The sequence below is a fragment of the Lactobacillus johnsonii genome (genome assembly GCF_013487865.1).
GTDB lineage: Bacteria > Bacillota > Bacilli > Lactobacillales > Lactobacillaceae > Lactobacillus > Lactobacillus johnsonii_A.
Genome location: NZ_CP047409.1, coordinates 52,673 through 75,710 on the forward strand (window position 1 = coordinate 52,673; position 23,038 = coordinate 75,710).

Here is a 23,038-nt window from a genome sequence, read left to right on the forward strand (position 1 = left end):
TTTTCTTCCTATATTTTCAGATACTATTTTCAAAACGAATATCCATACTTCAATTATAAATGTGACAATGCAGTGGCCACTGTGGGTTAAGATTCCTCTTTTACTCATTTGTATTTTGTTATATCTGTATTTTTGGTACACAATTTTTAAAGAAATTAAAAAAAAACTACTATAATTGAAAGATATATGTAATTCTCTAAAGCGTAGCGCTTGGCTATTCCGAGACGACACGGAAGACGGCTTTAGCTGCCTGGAGCGTCGAGGATAGACTTGCCCGAAGCGGATGGGAGTTAGAGAGCAAAACAAAAAGCAGTTTTTGAAGTTAACCCCCGGAGTGGGGCATGAATTTGGGCGTCACTACATTGAAGCATCTTCTTTTTTAAATCTTATTATCATGATGCTTCTTTTTATCAAAATTATGAAGCCAGATACCCCATGCGGCTTGAAATTCGATAATTAGCACGCTAGTAGAGATGAGTACTAAGAGAATTAAGGCATAACTAGCTGTTTCACCTAATTCAGAGGTATCAAAACCATATGTAAAGAATTTACCGCCTCCCTACATAATCAAAATTATCCAATAAATGTTTGCTAGCCACCACAATTTTCTCATTTAGATACCGCTTTCATTAACTATATATAGCTATTATAGCATTCTTATAGGTAATTAAAAGTTTACTGCAAAGCTCTTAGGAAAAAGATAAGTGTATAATTAAGTAAAAAATAGAGAGGCAAGTGAACTAAATGGGACAAGCGTGGGATAAATTTAAAGAAAATACAACTGTGCATCGTCTTGTGACCCTCTGTTTAATTATTCTCGTTTTATATGCAGCTCGCTCGATGATGAACACCATCTTGCTAACGTTTATTTTCACATATTTAATTGTGCATTTAATTCGGTTTACGCAAAAGAAAATTCCTAGCCTACCCGCGCAGATAATTGTAGTTCTTGCTTATCTCTTAGTAATTGCAATTATTTATTTTGCAATTACGATCTATGTGCCAATTTTAATTAAGCAAATTGTAAAAATGACTCATTCTCTGATTAAATTCTATCAATCGGATGATATGAACTGGGTATCACGCTACTTAAGTCATTACATTAGCAATAGTGAAATTACAACACAGGCAAAACATGGTGTAACTATTTTGGTTCATGCTTTAACTAATTTTGGAACATTGACTATAGCGTTTTTCATGTCGCTAATCATGAGCTTTTTCTATACGATTGAGCTTAATTCCATGACTGAATTTTCTCATACTTTTTTGCAGAGTCGTCACTTATCTTGGCTATTTGAAGATATTGCATATTTTGGCAATAAGTTTGTTAACACTTTTGGTGTTGTCTTAGAAGCCCAATTTTTTATTGCTTTATGTAATACTGCGATGACAATGATATGTTTAATTATTATGAGAATGCCGCAAATTATAGCTCTAGGATTGATGGTATTTATTCTTAGTTTAATCCCGGTTGCTGGGGTTATTATTTCTTTAATTCCCTTGAGCTTAGTTGCTTATTCAGTTGGGGGACTGAGGTATGTAATCTATATCTTTATTGTGATTATGATTATTCATGCCATTGAAGCCTATATTTTGAATCCAAAGTTTATGGCAAGCAAAACAGAATTACCAATCTTTTATACCTTCGTTGTTTTACTAGTCGGAGAACACTTTTTGGGAACCTGGGGTCTAATTGTTGGTGTGCCGATCTTTACATTTTTACTAGATATCCTCGGGGTAAAATCAGTTAAAAAGAAAAAACCACAAATTTTGAAAATTGAAGATAAAAAATAAAGCAGCTGTAAAGGCTGCTTTTTGTGTATTGTAAATATGATTGTAGGATATATGAGATTATGAATGGAGTTTGGTTATTCACAATACACTATTAATTACGCAAATAATTGTCTTTTTTGTTTTTTTATAAAAATCCCGAGTACTTATGATAGCGGTCTCATGCAACTTTTTGATAAACTGAAAATGAAAGAAAGATATGAGGCGACGTTATGAAAAAATATGATTATATAATTTTAGGAACTGGGTCTGCCGCTTATAAATTAGTTAAGCTCTTAGATACACAACATAAGTCTATTTTAACCGTCGAAAGTGGTTTGTTTGGTGGGACTTGCCCGAATGTTGGCTGTGAACCAAAAATATATTTAGATGGAGCAGTTCAAGCAGTTTTATCAAATCAACAATTTGAAAAAGAGGGAATAATTTCTCAAGGCGGAAAATTAAATTGGGCTCAACTAATGAAAGACAAAAAGGCACGATTTGCAAGCTGGCCAAATGAAACAAGAAAAAATATTAGTAAAATCAGTGATGTAATTAGCGGGAGTGCCCATTTTGTTGATCGACAAACAATTGAAGTAAATAGACAATATTTCCAGGGAAATAGAATTATAATTGCAACTGGAAGGAGCCCCCATGAACTCTCGATTCCAGGGGCGAAGTTCTTACATGATAGTTCCGATGTTTTCTCTTTAAATAAGCTTCCAGAGCATATTACGTTTATTGGCGGTGGATATGTAGCAATGGAATTAGCTACCTTTTTAGCTGCTGCGGGTAGTCAAGTAACTATTTTAGTGCGAGGAGATCGAGTATTACGGCATTTTTATCAAAAATATAGTCGTGAATTGGTTGTAAAAATGAAAGAACGAGGAATCCAATTTAAATTTGAAACGGAACCAACTCGTATTACTCAATTAAGTGATAAGTATGTTGTTGAATTGAATCAAGATGGACCAATGGTAACGGACTATGTAGTAAATGCTAGTGGACGTACTCCAAATATTGAAAAGCTAGATCTATCAGCTGCTCAAATTGATTATTCAACTAGAGGAATTGACGTAGACCGTCATCTTCAAACAAATGTTAATAATATTTATGCTATTGGAGATGTTACGAGCCAAGACATCCCAAACTTAACTCCTGTAGCAGAATTTCAAGCACAATACCTCTTTAATTCTCTTGAAAAGGGGATTACTCAGCCAATTAACTATCCGGCTATCGGAACGGGAGTATTTGCTTTTCCGCAACTAGCTCAAGCTGGAATCAATCCTGATAGTGTTCTTGAAGATGGAGATAATTTTGAAATTAGAGAATACGAACTAAGCCAAAGTAGTTTATATGCTGGTCAAAAGGAGAAGGACTTGTTAACTGTCGTTTATGATAAAGCCAATTACATTGTTGGTGTTAGTGAAATAAGTATGAGCGCAGTTAACGATATAAATTATTTTGTACCAATTATTGGTCTAAGAATTAATAAAAATGAATGGCATCGAAATGTATTACCAATTTATCCTGCATTGGCCGATAAAATTGAAGGAATTTTGAGATAGAAAAAAAGCACCATGAGGTGCTTTTTCATTACAAATATAAATTTTATAAGTCACTACCGCCATAGTTTGGAGCTTCCTTAGCCATTTGAACATCATGTGGGTGAGATTCGCGAAGACCAGCATTAGTAATTTGAACAAATTGACTATTTTCAATTAATTCTTTAATTGTACCTGCACCCACATATCCCATACCTGCACGTAGACCACCATTAATTTGGTAGATGATATTTGAAACATCGCCTTTATAAGGAACTAAGGTTTCAACACCTTCGGGAACTAATTTATTTGCCTCATTAACTCCACCTTGGAAGTAATGGTCAGATGAGCCATGTTGTTGAGACATAGCGCCAACTGAACCCATGCCGCGGTAGGATTTGACTTGCTTATCTTCATTAGTAAAGCTTGTTCCTGGAGCCTCAGTGGTTCCTGAGAACATTGAACCAAGCATTACAGCATTTCCCCTGCAGCTAAAGCTTTAACAACATCTCCAGAATACTTAATACCACCATCAGCAATTATCTTTTTGCCATATTTTTATGCAACACTAGCAGCGTCATAAATAGCTGTAATTTGTGGAACTCCCACACCAGCAACAATACGTGTAGTACAAATTGAACCAGGTCCAATTCCAACTTTAACAACATCTACTCCGGCATCAAATAGAGCAGCAGTTCCTTCCCCAGTAGCAACATTTCCAGCGATCAATGTAGCATTAGGGAAATGCTCATGAATTTCTTTGATTTTGCGTAAAACGCCAGCGGAATGAACGTGGGCTGTATCAATGACAATTGCGTCAGCACCAGCTTCAAGTAAACTTTCAGCACGTTCAAAAGTACCACTTGTAACGTCAACGGCAGCTGTAGCTAAAAGACGAGCTTGATCATCAACTGCAGGGTGAGGTAAGTTAGGATCTACAGTTTTACCTTTAGTTTTTTTACTTCTTCAACTTGGGCTTCGATTGAAAGGTTTTTATGAATAGCCCCTAAACCACCATTTTCTGCCATGGCAATTGCCATGTTTCCTTCAGTAACAGTGTCCATTCCTGCAGAAATGAGTGGAATATGAAGTTGAAGATTGGGCGCTAATTTAGTATCCAGTTTAACTTCATTCGGCAGCACATGACTTTCAGCTGGAATTAAAAGTACATCATCAAAAGTTAATCCTTTTTTGCAAATTTTGTTTCCCACAAACTCAGTGTAAAGTCCTTTCTTTAGAAGCAACGTTTTAATATTAAATTAGCTAAACTTTACTCGAATATCTGGCAAAAATCAATTAGAAATTTGATTTAATTTTTGACCAATTAATTTTGCGAGTAGTTCATAGCCTTTAACGCCAAAATGAAGGCCATCGTTCTTTTTACCATTGAAAATTTCTGGAAAATTTTTATTTGCCTGCATCTTACTTGCTAGATCAATAAACGAAAATTTATATTCATTTGCAATGCGTTTAATTATGTTGCTATACTCTTGCACTAAAAGATTATTTCGGACTTTTTGCTTATTTTCATCAACTGCAGGCGGAGTGATTAAGATAACTTTTCCTGGGTAATAAAGCCAAATAATACTAGAAGCAATTAATTTTAGATTATCCTCAAATTGTTGTAAGGGGACTTGCTTGTGTACTGCTAAGTCATTAGTGCCAACTAAAATGATCAAGTAATCGCATTTTGGTTGATTAAATACCAAATTGGGTAAAGAGAGAGCAAGTCCACCAGAATTAATTCCTGAGATAGCTGTATTGTAAATCTGATACGAATTTAGTTTTTGTAATTGAAAGTTAATTTCTGGGATAGTGTGGTTTTCTGAACGGGCAATAATACTGTCGCCAGTAAGAAGTAATTTCATTGTAAAAAATCCTTTAGGGTAGAAAAAAGACCTTGAGAAAATCTCAAGATCTTTTTAATTATCAATAATATAATCTTTAGAACTTGTTCTTGTCTAAAGCAACTGGTGAGTCAGGCTTTTCACCGTTGATTAACTTCAAGTTGTTGTCAAATGCCTTAACAACCATGTTACGTACTGCGTGAGTAGTGTAGAAAGCAGTATGTGGAGTTACTAAAACATTTGGACGATCGATTAAGTCAGCTAAACGAGCATCTGGGAATTCTTTACCTTCCCAATCCTTATTAAATACGCCGACTTCGCCTTCGTAAGTGTCCATTACGAAGCCAAAGATCTTACCTGAGTCTAAACCACGGATAACAGCATCAGTGTCAACAAGTGGACCACGTGAGCAGTTTACGATTACAACGCCGTCTTTCATCTTAGCGATTGAATCATCATTGATCATGTGAACATTTGCAGGAACATCTGGAACGTGAAGTGAAATTACATCAGCTTGCTTGTATAAGTCATCAAGTGAGTCAACGTAGTAACCCTTCTTTTCAAGTTCTGGATTCTTGAAGATATCGTAAGCAATAACTTTTGCGCCAAAGCCTTCCATAATCTTCATAAATACTTGACCAATGTGACCAGTACCTACAACACCAACAACTTGGTCACGAACTTCACGACCAATAGTAGGTGCCCAGCGTAAGTCGCGCTTAGCCATCTTTTCATCCATACGCTTATCTTGACGTAGTACACGAGCAGCTTGGATTGCAGCATGTTCAGCAATTGCGTCAGGAGAGTATACAGGAACGTTAGTGATTTCAAAGCCTAATTCCTTAGCCTTGTCCATATCGATGTTATCAACACCAACGTTACGTAATGACATCTTAGTTACGCCAGCATCAGCTAAAGCTTGAAGAGTTTCTGGAGTGTAGTCTAATTGTTGATAAACAACAACACCATCAGCACCCTTAGCTAATTTAGCAGTTTCAGGAGTTAAAAGTTGGTCAGTGTATTCAACTTCAATATCCTTGTGTGCGTCTTTCCATTCGTTTAAGAAAGGTTCTTCATCTTTACGAATAGCGTAAGCAAAAATCTTTGTCATAAATTAAACCTCCGTCAAAATTAATAGTATGACCGTCTTTTATTATACACTTGAGTTTGTTAATAAAAACACAAAATCTAATTTTTTTGAAACTTCTTTTGCAGATGTTTCATGTGAAACTGTTAATGTTATAAAAAATATATTTTCTTTTGCTTATCAATATAGGGTGCCTTATGATAATGATTAGGAAAAAAGCATGATAAGTAAGCTACTAATATGTTATTAAAATTTGATCAAGATAGATGAGGGAATAAGTAATGTCAGTTGTTGTTAAATATGTAGATCTAGACGATAATTTGGTTGAACTTGCAAATTCAGGAGAGTTAGAGGGAAAAGTAGGAGAAAGAATAGAGTACAGTACAAAAGATGAGATAAGAAAATTACTAGTTGCTGGTTATGTACTGATTAATAATCCGTTTGATCCAAATGATGAAGTGAATTTCTTTAATGAAGACTCTCAAGAATTCACGCTTACTTTTAAACATGGGAAAGAAGAAATAACTGCCAAAAATTTAAAATATGGTTGTCATCTAGAGGATGTTCAAATGCAAGGTGAGCAAGTAGTTCACTATGTTGGACTCGATCAAAGTATCCCTGACAAGGTTAGTGAGGGTGCTTTTAATAGAAAAATTATTTATGACAAAGTCACTAAGAAAAGATTATTAACTAATACCTGGCAACCAGAAAAGTATTCCTTTCCTTTAGTTGGAAGTCCGACGGTGATGAACTATACACCCGATCAGGCAGTGATTGGTGGAGAAACAGCAACTATTCAACAGCCAAAGTATGAATATGTAGTCACTTATTCACCTAATAAGAAAAATGCTAGAAGGCAAAAAGCTGAAATAAAATTTATTGACGTTGATGATAACAACCGCGAATTAGCAACTTCTGGAGAATTAAAAGGAAAACCTGGAAAAGAAATAGCTTATGATACTGCAGAAGTTTTGAAAAATTTAACAGCTAAGGGATATGAAGTTGTTACTAATGATTTTGATTCTGAGGAACAGAAGCCTGTTTTTGGAAATAGTAGAGACTATATTCAAATCTTTTTTGTGGTTTTAAAGCATAAAAAACAAGTAGTTAACTCTGAACATCCATTTACAGGAATTAATGCAAGTCTGTACGAAAAAGAAGTTCATCGGACAATTAATTTTTCAGGAGTAGATAATAAAAAGCTAGATGATGTAACTCAAACAGCTATTTTAAAACGGAACTTAACAGTTGATATCGTAACTAAACAAATTATTCCCGGAGAATACACAAGTCAATGGCAAAGTAATGAAACTTATCCCTCAGTTTCCGTACATGTAGTTTCGGGATATCATACTAAGATTAGTGAAGTAGTAGCTTCACCAGTAGAAAAACAGGATGTAACTGAAAAAGTTAAATACTATCCAAACGGATATTTAATTCCTGTTGATGTAAATTATAATGAATTTTCAGAAATAGGTAAAAAGCAACTACTTACTAATTCAATTGATCCAACTAAGGTAGTTTTACCGGAATTAGACCTAGAAAATATTGTCTTAAAACAAATTAAAGAAGAAAAAATTGCAGACCCAGGCCGTAACTATGAAATTCCATATTTATTAGTTCATAAATATGTTGCGGTCGATGAAAAACATCCTCAAGAAGCAATGAGTCCGGCCTATTACCGCCGAATTGTTACAGCCCGAGTTCATTATCAAGGAGCAGGTAGCCAAACTCCTCCAGATGCCGAACAAACAGTGCGTTGGACAAGAACAATTACTTATGATGAAGTAAGCAAAGAAATTATTGAGAATGGGATGTATACGACAGACTGGGTGGCTGATAAAGATATTTTTGAAGCAACTCCTACACCTGTAATTAAAGGTTTCGCCGCAAATATTGGCTTAATTGGCGAACACCCAGTTATGGAAACTGACTTAATGGCTACGATTACCTATACTCCGCTTGGAAAAATGATTCCGGTTGATGAGCATGGAAATGAAATAAAAAATGCTATGCACCCAACATACGTTAATGATCCATATGATCCTGTGCGTGTTCTCTTTACTGAAGAAGTACCAGAAGTGCCAGGATATGCACCAGTTAAAAATACAATTTCTGTCAATGATCCTTTTACGGATATTAAGGTGGCCTATACCTTAAAGCCACGCTATATCCCTGTGAATAGCGAACATCCTTATCGTCCGATTAAGCCCACTTTGTATAGCGTCCCAGTTAAAGAGATAATTAAATATGAGGGAGCTGGTGACCACACCCCAATTACTAGAATTCAGGGTGCTAATTGGACAAGAACTTTGACTGTTGATGAGAATACGGGTGAATTAGTAGATGCGGGTAAGTATACAACAGGGTGGTTGGTAGACAAGAAGCAATACATAGCGGTAAAAACACCAGTCATTGATGGTTATCATGCAGACAAAAATATAATTGATGAAGAGAAAGTAAAAAAAGCCGATCTAACCTTCACAGTAACTTATCAAGCTAATGGGCGAATAGTACCAGTTGATACAAAAGGTAATGTGTTGCAGGGCGTAGAGCAGCCACTCTATGTAACAGATCCAAGCGATGCAACTAAAGTAATCAAAACACAAGGTGTACCTAGAATCATGAACTATCTTCCAGAGCAAGCAATAATTACAGTAAGAAATGCTAGCGAAAATACACCGGTTAGATATTATACTTTTGATGAAATGAGCGAAATAAAAGCAGAATCTAAAAAAATAGCTCAAGAAAAGAATAAAGATGTAAAACCAGAAAAGAAGGTAGAGGAAAAAACTGAAGAGAAGGAAAAGGAGAAAAAGCACTCATTAAAAACAGAGGAAGAAAATAAAGCGGATACAAATCCTAAGAAAGAATCTACACAAGTAGAAGGACAAAATGAGCAAGACCATAAAGTTTTAAAGCACATTTTTCCATGGATGAAATAGAAGATAAAAGAGCTAGATTTGATTAAGCAAATCTAGCTCTTTTATTTTTAAAGTTTTTAGACCAATTTTGATGAAGAAGTGTATAATTAATTTTCGAAAAAACTTTTTCGGAGGAAAAATTGTGTCTGATAAAAGCGAGTCTTTGACTAAATTAGAAGAAGATGAAAAGTATAATCGGTTAACAGCACTGAAGTTGTTCGCAATGACTTCATCGATGGTTATCTCCGTTAATGAGTTAGCTCCATTTGGAAAAACTGGCCCCACAGCAGTCTTTTATTTGCTATTGGCAGGGCTAATATGGTTTGTACCAATTACGCAAATGGCAGGAGAAATGGCATCAGTTGATGACTGGGACAAGGGTGGAATTTTTACTTGGGTAAAAGGGTCCTTAGGAGATCGAGCTGGCTGGACAGCTATGTTTTACCAATGGATTCACATTACTGTTGGGATGAACACAATGATGTACGTAATTATTGGTGCATTATCTATTACCTTTGATACCCCTTGGTTTAACACTACACCAAGTATTAGATTTCTATTGATGATGGTAATTATTTGGTCAATTACTCTTGTTGAAATGGTAGGAGTTAAGAAAATAGGCCATATTGCAGAATGGTTATTTGGACTTGGAATAGCCTTACCTGTAATTTTGTTAATTATTACTTTCTTTGTATATCTCTTACAAGGGCGTCCTCTATACATGCATTTAAATTGGAATACTATCTTTCCGCATCATTTAACTGGAGACACCTTAGTAGCTTTTGTGCCATTTGTGTTGGCATTTTGTGGTGGTGAAGCATCTGCTCCACATGCAAAATATTTGGAAAATCCTAAGAAGTATTCCACTGTTATGCTCGCTTTAGCTGTTACTGCTATTTCTTTTGACTTACTTGGTAGTACTGCGATTGGAATGACAATTCCGAAAGATCAAATTCAAAATTCTACTGGGTTTGTTTATGCCTTTGGAAAAATTTTAGATTCAATTGGCTTACCAGGGGATGTAATTAAGAAATTTATCGGTGTGTTACTGGCAGCTGGTATTATTGGAGAACTCGGAAATTGGCTTGCTGGCCCTAGTCAGGGGATGTTTGAAGCTGCTAAAGAAGGCTATATGCCTAAGTTTTTCGCTAAATCTACTGATCGGGATGTACCGATGCGGCTGATTGTTTTACAGACTTTGATTGTAACTGCATCCGCAATTTTAATAACATTTACTAGTGGAAAGAACTCCGATTTTGCTTTTAATGTTTCGTTAGCTGCTACGACTGCTCAGTACTTGATGGTCTACATTTTAATGTTAATTTCCTATATTGTTTTAAAAGTAAAACACGGAAACTTAAAACGCAGTTATTATATGACAAAGAGCAAGGCTTTAGGAGTAATAATTGCAATTATTGCCCTGGTAATAACTGTGGTAGCTTTCTTTATTTCCTTTATTCCAGCACAAGGAACACCAGCTGAATTAAGAGGTGTTTATGTTTGGACGATGATTGGTTTGTGCCTAATCGTTACGATTTTGCCGTTGATTATCTATCACTACCATTACAAATTTTAATAGAATAAATAAAATTATAAGAATTATTAATAAATCAAATTTTTTACTTGTAAAAAATTATAAACCATATTAAATTAGGATTGTATTCAAGTAAAAAGTGTAAAGCAAAAGAGCTATGGTAAATTTGAGGTATCCATAGCTCTTTTGCTTATAATTTATAAACTATATTAAGGAAATAAATAATGAATAACCCAGAAGAAATACAGCATTTTATTGATGTATTACTCAAAGAAGATAGTTTTGTGAAAGCAGCAAAAAAGCTCTATATTTCTCAACCCTATCTCAACCAGTTAATAAAAAGAATAGAAGACCGGTTAAGAACGCCAATTATTGATCGGGATAAAAAGCCTTATGCATTGACTCAAGCAGGATTACTGTATTATCAATATTTAGAAAATATTTCTTATAACAAACAACAATTAAATAAAAAAATCGCCCAATACACTCATCCTAGTAAAGAAATTATCAAAATTGGAATTTTAGAGAGTCTAGGTACCTATTTACTACCAGAAATACTACCAGATTTTTGAAAACTTCCCCAGAGAAAGTGAAAGAAATTTACTAAGTGGAAATATTGATTGCTATATTGGTCAAACTCCAGAGGCAATTGATTCAAGCTTAGATATCGTAAGTAATGGCGGTGAAAGATACTATGTCGTAATTTCACCTTCATCGCCGTATTATCAGGAAGGAAAATTTATCCTTAAACCAGATGACTTAAATCTTAAGGAATTATTACAAGAACCATTTGTTTTAAGTGTTCCTGGTTCGGCGATTCGGCACCAAGTCAACGGAGTTTTCCAACGATTTCATTTAGAGCCACGAGTCGTTTTAGAATCGAAAAATATTATCACTGCGACTAGTCTGGCCATTCATGGGATGGGATTAACTATCTCCACTGCTAGTATCATTAAAAGAATTGGTGAAACACCCATTAATCTCTTTCCCTTAAGCTACGACTTAATTAATGTTACTTTCTTTATTGCAACAAAAGCCGAAAAAACGAAATCACAGGCTTTAAAAAATTTGGTTGAAGAATTTAAAAAGAAAAATTTACAACCCATTATTAGATAAGGTAAATGAGAAGTCACACTAGGCTAGCTATAACAAATTTGTTATTAGTGATTTGTAAAAAAGATATTTAAGCCTGCAGATTTAATAACTTATAATTTAGGTGAAAATATTTAAGAAAGGGTAGAAAAATTATGAAATCAGGAAAATACAATGTAAAAGCTCAAGGACATGGCGCAAGTTTCATGCCTATGGAAGTTACTCTTTCCGAAAATAAGATTGAAGATATTAAGGTTGACGCTAAAGGTGAAACTAAGGGAGTAGCTGACGAAGTATTTAGACGTTTGCCTGAAGAAATTGTTGAAAATCAGACTTTAAATGTTGATACAGTTAGTGGTGCTACTATTTCTAGCCATGGAGTTATTGATGGGGTAGCATTGGCAATTAGTGAAGCTGGCGGAGACCCAGATGAGTGGAAGAAGCGAGCTAAACCTAAAGAACAAAGAGCTAAAGATGAAACTTATACGACTGATCTTGTAGTTGTTGGAGCTGGTGGTGCAGGTCTAGCTGCAGCTGCTAGAAGTATTCAACATGGTAAAGATGTCATTGTACTTGAAAAGTTCCCACAAATTGGAGGAAACACTAGTCGTGCTGGTGGTCCAATGAATGCTGCAGAACCAGATTGGCAAAATGAATTTAAAGCTTTAGCCGGTGAAAAAGAAACCTTAGAAGAACTAGCAGCAACTCCACTTGAAGAGATTGATCCAGAGTATCAAGAAGACTTTAAAAAATTACAAAAGCAAATAAAAGAATATGTAGACTCTGGTGCTGATTATCTATTTGATTCAAAATTACTTCATGAAATCCAAACCTATTTAGGTGGTAAGAGAACCGACTTAAATGGAAATGAAATTCACGGTAACTATGCTTTAGTCAAAGAGTTAATCGATAATGCCCTGGATTCAGTGCACTGGTTAAGTGATTTAGGGGTAAAATTCGATCGCCGTCAAGTAACAATGCCAGTAGGTGCCTTATGGCGAAGAGGTCACAAGCCAGTTGAGCCAATGGGTTATGCCTTTATTCATGTTTTAGGTGATTGGGTAAAGGATCATGGTGGAAGAATTCTGACCGATACTCGAGCTAAGCACTTAATTATTGAAGATGATCAAGTTAAAGGCGTTCTCGCTAAAAGACCAGATGGCAGTACAATCACTGTTCATGCTAAGGCTGTAATTTTAACTGCTGGTGGATTTGGGGCAAATACGCCAATGGTTCAAAAATATAATACTTATTGGAAGCATATTGACGATAATATTGCCACTACTAATTCTCCTGCAATTACTGGTGACGGAATTAATCTTGGTAAAGAAGCAGGTGCAGATCTAGTCGGAATGGGCTTTATTCAGATGATGCCCGTTTCTGATCCAAAGACTGGTGAGCTATTTACTGGCCTACAAACTCCACCAGAAAACTATATTATGGTTAATCAAAAGGGCAAGCGTTTCGTAAATGAGTTTGCAGAACGTGATGTTTTAACTAAGGCAGCTATTGATAATGGTGGCTTGTTCTATTTAATTGCTGACGACAAGATCAAAGATACTGCTTATAACACAACTCAAGAATCAATTGATGCGCAAGTTAAAGCTGGTACCTTGTTTAGAGCGGATAGTTTAGAAGATCTAGCTAAGCAAGTTGGAATGGATCCTGCTACTTTAGTTGAGACCATTGAGAAATATAATTCTTATGTTGAAGCAGGAAAAGATCCAGATTTTGAAAAATCAGCCTTTAATCTAAAATGTGAAGTTGCTCCATTTTATGCAACACCGAGAAAGCCAGCCATCCACCATACTATGGGTGGCTTGAAGATTGATACAGGTGCTCATGTCTTAGATAAAGATGGTAAGCAAATTCCTGGTCTATATGCTGCTGGAGAAGTAGCCGGCGGAATTCACGCAGGTAACCGTTTAGGTGGAAATTCGCTTGCTGATATCTTTACTTTTGGTAGAATTGCCGCAAATAGCGCAAATGATGAATTAGAAAAATAGTATTAATCCATTAAAACGTTGTAAACACTAGAGTTTACAGCGTTTTTTTGCTAAAATACTAAAAATAATTGATTTTTTTGGAGGAATATAATTGAGAGAAGCGCAGGAAAATAAGCTGACAACAAAACAATATTTAATTGTAGCATCAATGATTTTTGCACTATTCTTTGGTGCAGGAAACTTAATTTTCCCACTTCATTTAGGCCAGCTTGCTGGTAAAAATTGGGGACCAGCAGCAATTGGTTTTTCAATTACTGGGGTAGTTTTACCGCTACTTTCACTCCTAGCAGTTGCTATTACTCGTAGTAATGGTGTTTATCAAATAGGTTTACCGGTAGGAAAAGTCTTTGCTCTTTTGTTTATGACTTTGATCCAGTTAACCATGGGCCCCTTATTTGCGGCACCAAGAAATGCGACTGTAGCATATACGGTAGGGGTAGCCCCACTTCTTCCTAAGCAATTTCAAGGCGGCGGATTAATTATTTTTACCGCTATCTTTTTTGCAATTGTTTTTGTTATTGCATATAACGAAAGTGACATCCTATCTTCTTTGGGTAAAATTTTAAATCCTATTTTTCTAGTTTTACTATTTCTAGTTTTTGTTATTGCCTTTGCCCGTCCGTTAGGTAATTTAGGAACTGTTCCCGTTAGTAAAGATTATGCTCAAGGAACAATAGTAAAAGGATTTTTAGAAGGATATAACACGATGGACGCTTTAGCTGGTCTTGCTTTTGGCGTAACCGTGGTAACAGCTATTAAAGAATTAATTGGTAACAATGAAAGTGAAACAGCAAAAATTACAGCAAAGTCTGGCTTAATAGCCGTTATTGCTATCGGAGTAATTTATACTTTGTTGATTATGGTCGGAGCAATGTCATTAGGACATTTTGGAATAACTAGTGATGGCGGAGTTCTGTTATCCCATATCGTTAGATACTATGCTGGTATCTTTGGTCAGGCTTTATTGGCTGTTTTAGTATTTTTAGCTTGTTTAACGACAGCGGTTGGGGTTTTAGCTGCTTTTGCACTAGATTTTTCCGCTAATTATACAAAATTTAGTTATAAGGAATGGTTAACCATCGCTTGTATCGGATCATTTGCAACTGCAAATTTAGGACTCGATAAAATTATTCACTGGTCACTTCCTGTCTTAATGTTCTTATATCCTTTAGCAATTGTTTTGATTATCTTGTCTTTATTCTCACCATTTTTCAAAAAAGATAGGGTAATCTATCAAATAACAATGGCATTAACTTTAATATCAGCAGTCTTTGATTTAATTACAAACTTGCCAGCACCAATTGCTGGAACGCCATTCTATAATGCAGTTAGTCGTATTCGACTTCAGTATTTGCCATTTGCTAATGTTGGTCTAGCCTGGGTTGTACCGACTATCTTAGGATTAGTTATTGGAATTTTAGTTCACATTTGGCGTCGTAAATCTAATCGAATTTAAGAAAAGCTATGGTTCATTTGAATCATAGCTTTTTTGTTGGGATAATAAATTTGGTGATAAAAATGAGTTTAACTAATAAAGTACCTGAAAAAGACGTTCATGATTTATTTACACGAGTTGCTCCGTATTACGATCAGATGAATAATCTAATTAGCTTAGGAACACAAAATGGCTGGCGGAAAAAGTTCTTTAAAGAATTAAGAGTAGCGCCTGGAGATTTTGCATTAGACTTATGTTGCGGGACGGGTGACTTAACAATTGCCCTTGCAAAACAAGTGGGTCCTTCTGGCAATGTAATTGGACTAGATTTTAATCAAAAAATGCTCGACTTAGCTGACAAAAAGATCAGAGTACAAAATTTACAAAAAGAAATTCAATTAAAGCAAGGGGATGCAATGCATCTGCCTTATCCGGACCAAAGCTTTGACATTGTAACAATTGGTTTTGGTTTGCGTAATGTGCCGGATGCAGATCAAGTTTTGAAAGAAATTTATCGGGTTTTAAAGCCAGGTGGAAAAGTTGGAATTCTAGAGACTTCACAGCCAACTAATCCAATTATTAAGTTAGGGTGGGAGAGTTACTTCAAACTATTTCCTAATTTTGCTAAATTACTGGGTGCTAATGTTGACGATTATAAGTACTTATCACATACGACGGCTAAATTTATTTCAGCTACGCGTTTAAAGGAAATGCTTGAGCAAGATGGTTTTAAAAATGTAACAATAACCAAATTAAATTTAGGTGCTGGTGCAATTCATATCGGAATTAAAAAGAAAATGAGATAAAATATAAAGTAAAAACTAAAAAGGAGAATTTTATGAGAACTGGCACTAAAATTATTACTTTAGACAACGGTTATCACTTGTGGACTAATACTCAAGGCGAAGGTGATATTCATTTATTAGCACTTCACGGTGGTCCTGGTGGAAATCATGAATATTGGGAAGATGCTGCAGAACAATTAAAGAAACAGGGACTTAATGTTCAAGTAACTATGTATGATCAACTAGGGTCACTTTATTCTGATCAACCAGATTACTCAGATCCAGAAATTGCTAAGAAGTATTTAACTTATGAATACTTCTTAGATGAAGTTGATGAAGTGCGGGAAAAGCTTGGCTTAGATAATTTCTACTTAATTGGCCAAAGCTGGGGTGGACTTTTGGTGCAAGAATATGCGGTTAAATATGGCCAGCATTTAAAGGGAGCAATTATCTCTTCAATGGTTGATGAAATTGATGAGTATGTTGATTCCGTAAACAGAAGAAGACAAGAAGTTCTTCCTCAAACAGAAATTGATTTCATGCATGAATGCGAAAAGAATAATGACTATGATAATCAACGCTACCAAGATGATGTACAAATTTTAAATATTAATTTTGTTGATAGAAAGCAACCTTCAAAGCTTTATCACTTAAAGGATCTTGGCGGAAGTGCTGTTTACAATGTCTTTCAAGGTGATAATGAATTTGTTATTACTGGTAAGCTTAAAGATTGGCACTTTAGAGACCAACTTAAGAATATTAAAGTACCAACTTTAATTACTTTTGGTGAAAATGAAACTATGCCAATTTCTACTGCTAAAATTATGCAAAAAGAAATTCCAAATTCACGCCTAGTTACTACTCCTGATGGCGGTCACCACCATATGGTTGATAATCCAGATGTTTACTACAAACACTTGGCTGACTTTATTCGTGAAGTTGAAGCAGGTAATTTTAAAGATAAATAAATCGCTTTCATTGAAATAATACTATATAATTTAAAGTAAATATAGTTTTGTTTTATTTTATTCAAGGAGAAAATGATGAGCAAAAATAATAAAATTACCCGATTATTAGCTGCTACAGCTGTAATTGGCATTATCGGAACTTCAGCTGCTGCGTGCAGTAATAACGATTCATCAAATCAAAGTAAACAATCTAGTGTAAAAAAGGAAACTAAAGATAAGAAAAGTAATACAGAAAATACACTAAAAAAGAGTCAAATTAAGCTTAGCCAAACTGAAGCTTTGAACAAATTTGATGAAAAATACAGTGATAAAGAGATTAAAGAAATAAACCTAAAGTTAGACGGTAACCGATACGTTTATGAGATTGATGGATTTGATAAGAGTAAAGAATACGAAATGACAATCAATGCTAGAACTGGTAAGGAAATTAAATCTAGTTCTGAAAAGCTTGATCTAGATGAACACCTACAAAAAGGTTTAGATTTAGATAAAACAATTTCGCGTAAAGAAGCTAGTGAAATAGCAGAAAAAGAAGTAAAAAATAGTGTTGCCAAGGAATGGGACTTAAAAATGGAAGATGGTAAGGCTATTTGGGAGGTAACAGTAGAATCCGGTAGCACAAAACATGAAGTTGAAATTGATGCTAGCTCTAAAAAAATAATTAGATCAGAAGAAGATTAATTAATAAAAAGGATATCGAGCGGTTGACGGTATTGCTATATCAGGCTATAATAATAGTCCTTTCTAAAATTAAACACTTGTATACGACAAAAGCCACCTGAAATGAAGTGCCATAGAAAAGTTAGACATTTATAAAATTTTAAAGATTTGATAATACACGATTTCTGTATTTTACAGGAGTCGTGTATTTTAATTTGTTTGATCTTCTAACATTGTTAAACCAATAAATATAATCTTTCAGAATTTCCTTCATCTCTTCTAAACTTCCAATCTTAAGTCGATTCAGTTTTTCTCTCTTCATTAGATTAAATATCGTTTCTCCTGGTGCATTATCATGACAATTTCCTTTTCGGGACATGCTTTGAATTATATTCATTTTCTTTAGTCGAGCCTGATAGCCTGGATTCTGATATTGAAAGCCTTGATCTGAATGAAGGATAGGAGCAGCTCCTGGTGGAAGATTATCTGCTAGTTCATCTAGCATATTATAAATAGTTTTCATTTCAGGAGAGTAACTTACTGCACAAGCTAGAATCTCCAAAGAAGCTTCATCTACTACAGGAGAAATATAAACTTTCTTGCCGTTAGTTAGTTTATATTCGGTTACATCGGTATGAAGAACTTTATAGGGGATAGTTTCATCAAAAGTTTGATTTAGGATATTTGGTGCTTTCTTTCCTACATTACCCTTATACGAACTATATTTACCAGTATTTTTATGATAAATTGTTGTTTTTATTCCTAAACTTCTCATTAACTTACGTACTGTTTCTAGAGAAAATTTAAATCCTTCATCTCTTAACGCTCCCCACATAGGACGATAACCATATGTTTCTTGTCCTTCATAGCCATAATAGATTTCTTGAATCTTCTCTTTTACTAAAGCATACTTATCAGCTTGATTAATTCTATTTTTTACATTGTCATAGTAAGTCTTTCTATTTAATTTAAGCACCTTAAATAAGACCTTAAGTTTAATTTGATGGTGTTTTGCCCGAATATCCTGTATTAATTGTGTTTTTTGTTTGTTGGATAACGTGGATATCGGGCAGCCACTTTTTTTAAGACAAGATTTTCCACTCTAAGTCTTTCTAATTCAGCTTCCTGCTTAAGAATTTTTTCTTCATACTTTTGCTTTTCACTAAGTTCTAACTTTTTAGTTGTCTTCTAACTCTTTTTAGGCACTTTCCTAGGCCGACCTTTCTGTTTAGGCAGCAGCCCAGCGTATCCTTCTTCATTGAACTTTTTAGCCCAATTGTATACTTGAGAATCACTAATATTAAACTTAGCCGCTACCTTTGAAACTCCAATAGAATGTGTTAAGTAGTAGCGTACCACATTTAGCCTAAAGTCAGAAGAATAAGTAGTTTTAGTATGTTTAACAGATAAGGCAGCTAAACCTTGACACTTAGCCTTATTAACCCACCTACGAATAAGAGTCCAATGAATATTATATTGTTTAGCTAAACCTTTTATTGAATCTTCATGATTTAAATATTTGGAAACAATTTCAATTTTTAATTCAGTCGAATATTTGGTCATAAAAAAATACCTCATAATTATTAGATTTTATGTCTAACAATTATGAGGCACTTCAAAATAGGTGGCTTTTTTGTTTTTTAGGAATATAGGATAGAAATAATAAAAATTAGTAAGTAATAAGACTAGTTGAATTCATTGTTTTATCGTCTAGTTTATAAGTCTTTAATTCAAAATCATCTTCAAAATTACAGTAGTAAGTCTTGCTTCCAGAAGAGTAGCATGCAGTATAAACAGTATATTCGTCACTGCCTTGATCATTGACTACACTGCCTTTGATCATGGCAACAGACTTTAAGATGTTGAAGAATTTAGCGACGTTTGCTTTTTCACCTTTAGCCATTGGATAGTTTGCGTTTAAATAAGCAGCTTTAACAAAACGGTCGGCTGGAATGCTGTCACCAGGCAGACCTAAGCTACCAGTTCCTACGCCCCAAGGAGCAACTTTTTGACCGTTCCAGTTTTGGGCTGTAGCGTCATGTGGGTTTAAACCGGTGTAGTTACCAAGGTTAGTAAGGTGCCAGTTAAAGTCAGGGCTATTAGTTAAAACGCCAACTTTGTCATCAAAGACTTTCATTCCATATTGTTTTGAAACCTCAACAATAATGGCTTCGTCACTATCACTAATGATCCAGTGAAGAGGGGCAACCGCAAATGATGTGTTAATAGCTTCATTTACTAAGTTAACATTCTTTAAAGCTTCCTTTACTTCACTAACATGAGTAAAGTTTTGAGTAACCCAGAGCATAATTTCGTAAGAAGCTAAGTTGATTTTACCGTCAATAGGACCATCACTAAATTTAGCAAAATGTGGGAAGTTTAAACCTGCAATACCTAATCCATCTTCGTTATAGCAGTCAAAGTATGATGGATAGCCATCAACCACAATTCCCATTCCAATAACAGCCTTTTTAGTAGTGATGTTATCTAAGAACTTATATGGAAGAGGATAATTACGCGGCGTAATAATAACGCCTTCGCCATAATCCTGTCCAACATCTAGATTACGGCCAAAGTATAAATTTCCTTGATCATCTGTGAATCTTAAACCAGTACACATTTCCAAAAAACCTCCTTATTTAGCATTAGCTTTTGCTGCTTGCTCTGCAATGTATTTCTTTTGGTATCTCTTAATTTGGATAACGGCAAATACTAAAATGATAAAACCAATTGCAACAAAGGCAATCATAAAGTACCAAGCGACTGTAAAGCTTGCAGCTCCTTTAATAATCCCAAAGAGTGGAGCACCAATGGCATAGCCGATTGCATAAGCTAAACCAACGTATCCAAGCATGACACCTTGATCTCTTGAACCAAAGAGGTCTTTTGCCATGAAGGCTGGGCCTGACATGTAACTAAATACAGCTAAGCCGCAAAAGATAGCATAGCCAATACCAGCAGCTTTACTAATAGATGAACCATATGGCTGGAAGCTAATAAAGATCATCATTAGAATAGATAAAATATACATACAACCAGCATAGGCCATTGATTTTGCTGTACCAAATTTATCAAATAAGAAACCACCAGAAATATTTCCGATTAAACAACCAACACCGTACATTGATCCAACTAAACCAACATCGGTTAAAGAAAGTTTAGTGTCAAGGAAGGCCGCATAGTCTTCGTTTAATGAGGCTAAGCCTAAACCAATGATTAAGAAGCCAAGGCTGAAAATCCAGAACCATTTCATTTGTAACACTTGTTTACTAGTCCAGCCTTTAAACTCTTTAGCTTTGGCTAAAGCCTCTTCTTTCTTGCTTTCAGCTAGTTCTTCATCAGAAACGACAATTTCGTCTTTCTTAGGGGTTCTAATGAAGCAGGCGATAATTACACCAATTACTAATAAAGCTACGGCAAAGATAAAGAATGGTGCCATAGAGGTTAAATGACCGGTCTTAGTATTACCTGTCATGTAGTGCTTTAAAATTGCTTGAGTTGCTGGCTGTAAAAAGATATTACCAATCGAACCCCCACAAAAGGCAATCCCTAAGGCAGCTCCACGTCCCTTTGCTGGGAACCAGTGGTTAATAACCCATGGAACACCTTGGCCGGAGTAAAAGGTTGAACCAACCATACAAATGATAGCGGCAATATAGAAGCCAGGTAGCTTTGTACTAATTCCAAAAATTACGTAGGCAATAGCAGAAAGACCAATACCAATTAAATACATTAGTCGGAAGTTAGCCTTTTCTAACGCCTTACCAATAAATGGAGAAGCAACTGAAGCAAAAACCGCACCAAACGTAAAAATTAATGTGTACGATGCTAAGGTAAAGTGAAAGGTATTAACTAAAGGGTGAATAAACAAAGGCTGAATATTTTGAGCAATTCCATAAGGAATAGCTTGGGTTAACATACACAGGAAAACCATGAAGTACTTATAGCCCTTACTTACTACCTTATCTTTAGTAGCGGCATCAGTAGACATGTAATTACCTTCTTTCTAACTAATTATTTATCTAAAATAATATTTGGCTTGTTCACAACAATACTTTTTTGAATTTGTTTAATTTTAATAGCTGCAAAAATCAATAATATAAAACCAATTGCAACAAAGAAGATGGTGGACCACCAAGCAGTTGTAAAGCTAGTAGCACCTTTGATAACGCCAAATAGGGGAGCTCCAATAGCAAAACCAATTGCATAGGCTAAACTAATGTAGCCTAAGTTAACTCCTTGTGCTTTGGCACCAAATAAACTCTTGGCCATGAAGGCAGGTCCAGACATGTAACTAAAGACAGATAAGCCACTTGTAACAGCCCAGCCCATACCAGCATATAAGTTAATACGATCTCCATAAGGATGTGTACTAATTAGGATCATCATTAAAATGGCGATAATTAACATGATTCCGGCATAAGCCATGGATTTAGCGGTACCAAATTTATCAAATAGGTAACCGCCAGAAATGTTACCAATAATACCAGCAATCCCGAAGACTGAGCCAATCATGCCGACTTCGGTTAAAGATAATTTAGTATCTAAAAAGGCTGCATAATCTTCATTTAAAGAAGCTAGCCCTAGGCCAATAATTAAAAAGCCGATACTAAAGATCCAGAACCACTTCATGTGAAGAACTTGCTTGCCGCTCCAACCCTGGAATTCATGAGCATGCTTTTGAGCAGCTTCATGCCGATTCTTTTTAATTTCTTCGGCAGAAGCTACGTCTTCATCCTTCTTTGGCACTCTAATAAAAGCGGCAATTATTAGACCAACGACTAAAAGAGCAACCGCAAAAATATAGAATGGAGCCATGGAAGTTAAATGACCAGTCTTGGTATTACCAGTCATAAAGTGCTTCAAAATTGCCTGGGTAATAGGCTGTAAGAAAATATCTCCAATTGATCCCCCACAAAAGGCTAATCCAAGAGCAACACCGCGGCCCTTAAATGGAAACCAGTGATTGATAATCCAAGGAACACCTTGACCAGAATAAAAGGTTGAACCGACCATACAAATAATTCCGGCTAAATAGAAACCAGGTAGTTTCGTACTAATTCCAAAAATTACATATGCTCCGGCTGAAAGGCAAATACCAATCAAGTACAAAATTTTAAAATTAACTTTCTGTAAAGCTTTACCAACCATTGGTGAAACTAGAGACCCTACGACAGCCCCAAAAGTAAAAATTAAGGTATAAGAAGCCAATGTAAAGTGAAAAGTATTAACCAGAGGGTGAACAAATAAAGGTTGGATTAATTGAGCAATTCCGTAAGGGATAGCTTGAGTTAACATACAGAGAAATACCATAAAGTATTTATAGCCTTTACTGACCACCTTGTGCCCATCGCTTGGTAGATCGTTTGACATCGTATCTCTCTTC

The 23,038-nt window shown here is 35.3% G+C and carries 14 protein-coding genes and 3 pseudogenes; 10 read left to right on the forward strand and 7 right to left on the reverse strand.

What is annotated here, in order from left to right; all coding sequences use genetic code 11:
- Positions 1-744 precede the first annotated feature (744 nt).
- Together GTO82_RS00240 and GTO82_RS00245 are read left to right on the forward strand one after the other, a co-directional pair.
- Complete coding sequence (locus GTO82_RS00240) at positions 745-1,794, forward strand: AI-2E family transporter (protein ID WP_023599024.1); 1,050 nt, start codon at positions 745-747, stop codon at positions 1,792-1,794.
- A 209-nt stretch (positions 1,795-2,003) separates the two neighbouring features.
- Positions 2,004-3,338, forward strand: a complete 1,335-nt coding sequence (locus tag GTO82_RS00245) for a dihydrolipoyl dehydrogenase family protein (protein ID WP_180873363.1) — start codon at positions 2,004-2,006, stop codon at positions 3,336-3,338.
- A gap of 43 nt (positions 3,339-3,381) precedes the next feature.
- Here the strand turns inward: GTO82_RS00245 and guaB are convergent.
- From guaB to GTO82_RS00260, 3 genes and pseudogenes are all read right to left on the reverse strand, one after another.
- Positions 3,382-4,533, reverse strand: a pseudogene (gene guaB / locus GTO82_RS00250) (IMP dehydrogenase).
- Positions 4,534-4,606: 73 nt separating this feature from the next.
- Positions 4,607-5,182 carry an SGNH/GDSL hydrolase family protein gene (locus GTO82_RS00255; protein WP_014566930.1) on the reverse strand — a complete coding sequence of 192 codons (576 nt, stop codon included), beginning with the start codon at positions 5,180-5,182 and terminating at the stop codon, positions 4,607-4,609.
- A gap of 76 nt (positions 5,183-5,258) precedes the next feature.
- Positions 5,259-6,272 carry a D-2-hydroxyacid dehydrogenase gene (locus GTO82_RS00260; RefSeq protein ID WP_180873364.1) on the reverse strand — a complete coding sequence of 338 codons (1,014 nt, stop codon included), beginning with the start codon at positions 6,270-6,272 and terminating at the stop codon, positions 5,259-5,261.
- A 257-nt stretch (positions 6,273-6,529) separates the two neighbouring features.
- On the opposite strand from GTO82_RS00260, the gene GTO82_RS00265 reads away from it, so the two are divergent.
- From GTO82_RS00265 to GTO82_RS00300, 8 genes and pseudogenes are all read left to right on the forward strand, one after another.
- Positions 6,530-9,193 carry a mucin-binding protein gene (locus GTO82_RS00265; RefSeq protein ID WP_180873365.1) on the forward strand — a complete coding sequence of 888 codons (2,664 nt, stop codon included), beginning with the start codon at positions 6,530-6,532 and terminating at the stop codon, positions 9,191-9,193.
- 70 nt (positions 9,194-9,263) lie between these two features.
- Positions 9,264-10,748 (forward strand): APC family permease, encoded by a 1,485-nt coding sequence (locus GTO82_RS00270; protein ID WP_180873366.1) that lies wholly within the window; start codon positions 9,264-9,266, stop codon positions 10,746-10,748.
- 182 nt (positions 10,749-10,930) lie between these two features.
- Positions 10,931-11,822: pseudogene (locus GTO82_RS00275) on the forward strand (LysR substrate-binding domain-containing protein).
- A gap of 131 nt (positions 11,823-11,953) precedes the next feature.
- A complete protein-coding gene (locus GTO82_RS00280) occupies positions 11,954-13,804 on the forward strand; it encodes a flavocytochrome c (RefSeq protein WP_180873367.1) in 1,851 nt (616 codons plus the stop codon).
- Between the two features lie 91 nt (positions 13,805-13,895).
- A complete protein-coding gene (gene brnQ / locus GTO82_RS00285) occupies positions 13,896-15,260 on the forward strand; it encodes a branched-chain amino acid transport system II carrier protein (RefSeq protein WP_180873368.1) in 1,365 nt (454 codons plus the stop codon).
- 62 nt (positions 15,261-15,322) lie between these two features.
- The gene (gene ubiE / locus GTO82_RS00290) at positions 15,323-16,045 is read left to right on the forward strand and encodes a bifunctional demethylmenaquinone methyltransferase/2-methoxy-6-polyprenyl-1,4-benzoquinol methylase UbiE (protein WP_180873369.1); all 723 of its coding nucleotides are present in this window, start codon (positions 15,323-15,325) and stop codon (positions 16,043-16,045) included.
- A gap of 32 nt (positions 16,046-16,077) precedes the next feature.
- A complete protein-coding gene (locus GTO82_RS00295) occupies positions 16,078-16,992 on the forward strand; it encodes a prolyl aminopeptidase (RefSeq protein WP_180873370.1) in 915 nt (304 codons plus the stop codon).
- A gap of 72 nt (positions 16,993-17,064) precedes the next feature.
- A complete protein-coding gene (locus GTO82_RS00300) occupies positions 17,065-17,673 on the forward strand; it encodes a PepSY domain-containing protein (protein WP_180873371.1) in 609 nt (202 codons plus the stop codon).
- Between the two features lie 139 nt (positions 17,674-17,812).
- Here GTO82_RS00300 and GTO82_RS00305 read toward each other — a convergent pair.
- The 4 genes and pseudogenes from GTO82_RS00305 to GTO82_RS00320 form a co-directional block, all read right to left on the reverse strand.
- Positions 17,813-19,215: pseudogene (locus GTO82_RS00305) on the reverse strand (IS3-like element IS1223 family transposase).
- Between the two features lie 106 nt (positions 19,216-19,321).
- Positions 19,322-20,272 (reverse strand): choloylglycine hydrolase, encoded by a 951-nt coding sequence (gene bsh / locus GTO82_RS00310; RefSeq protein WP_180873372.1) that lies wholly within the window; start codon positions 20,270-20,272, stop codon positions 19,322-19,324.
- 15 nt (positions 20,273-20,287) lie between these two features.
- Entirely contained in the window at positions 20,288-21,643 is a 1,356-nt protein-coding gene (locus GTO82_RS00315; RefSeq protein WP_180873373.1) for a conjugated bile salt MFS transporter, read from the reverse strand.
- A 23-nt stretch (positions 21,644-21,666) separates the two neighbouring features.
- Positions 21,667-23,025, reverse strand: a complete 1,359-nt coding sequence (locus GTO82_RS00320) for a conjugated bile salt MFS transporter (protein ID WP_180873374.1) — start codon at positions 23,023-23,025, stop codon at positions 21,667-21,669.
- Positions 23,026-23,038 lie beyond the last annotated feature (13 nt).

Excerpts from the sequence above, each read along its gene's own strand:
- GTO82_RS00280 (WP_180873367.1), top strand. The coding sequence starts at position 11,954 with ATGAAATCAGGAAAATACAATGTAAAAGCTCAAGGACATGGCGCAAGT.
- GTO82_RS00255 (WP_014566930.1), bottom strand. The coding sequence starts at position 5,182 with ATGAAATTACTTCTTACTGGCGACAGTATTATTGCCCGTTCAGAAAAC.
- GTO82_RS00320 (WP_180873374.1), bottom strand. The coding sequence starts at position 23,025 with ATGTCAAACGATCTACCAAGCGATGGGCACAAGGTGGTCAGTAAAGGC.
- ubiE (WP_180873369.1), top strand. The coding sequence starts at position 15,323 with ATGAGTTTAACTAATAAAGTACCTGAAAAAGACGTTCATGATTTATTT.
- bsh (WP_180873372.1), bottom strand. The coding sequence starts at position 20,272 with ATGTGTACTGGTTTAAGATTCACAGATGATCAAGGAAATTTATACTTT.
- GTO82_RS00295 (WP_180873370.1), top strand. The coding sequence starts at position 16,078 with ATGAGAACTGGCACTAAAATTATTACTTTAGACAACGGTTATCACTTG.
- GTO82_RS00300 (WP_180873371.1), top strand. The coding sequence starts at position 17,065 with ATGATGAGCAAAAATAATAAAATTACCCGATTATTAGCTGCTACAGCT.
- GTO82_RS00245 (WP_180873363.1), top strand. The coding sequence starts at position 2,004 with ATGAAAAAATATGATTATATAATTTTAGGAACTGGGTCTGCCGCTTAT.
- GTO82_RS00315 (WP_180873373.1), bottom strand. The coding sequence starts at position 21,643 with ATGTCTACTGATGCCGCTACTAAAGATAAGGTAGTAAGTAAGGGCTAT.
- GTO82_RS00240 (WP_023599024.1), top strand. The coding sequence starts at position 745 with ATGGGACAAGCGTGGGATAAATTTAAAGAAAATACAACTGTGCATCGT.
- GTO82_RS00270 (WP_180873366.1), top strand. The coding sequence starts at position 9,264 with ATGAAGAAGTGTATAATTAATTTTCGAAAAAACTTTTTCGGAGGAAAA.
- GTO82_RS00260 (WP_180873364.1), bottom strand. The coding sequence starts at position 6,272 with ATGACAAAGATTTTTGCTTACGCTATTCGTAAAGATGAAGAACCTTTC.
- GTO82_RS00265 (WP_180873365.1), top strand. The coding sequence starts at position 6,530 with ATGTCAGTTGTTGTTAAATATGTAGATCTAGACGATAATTTGGTTGAA.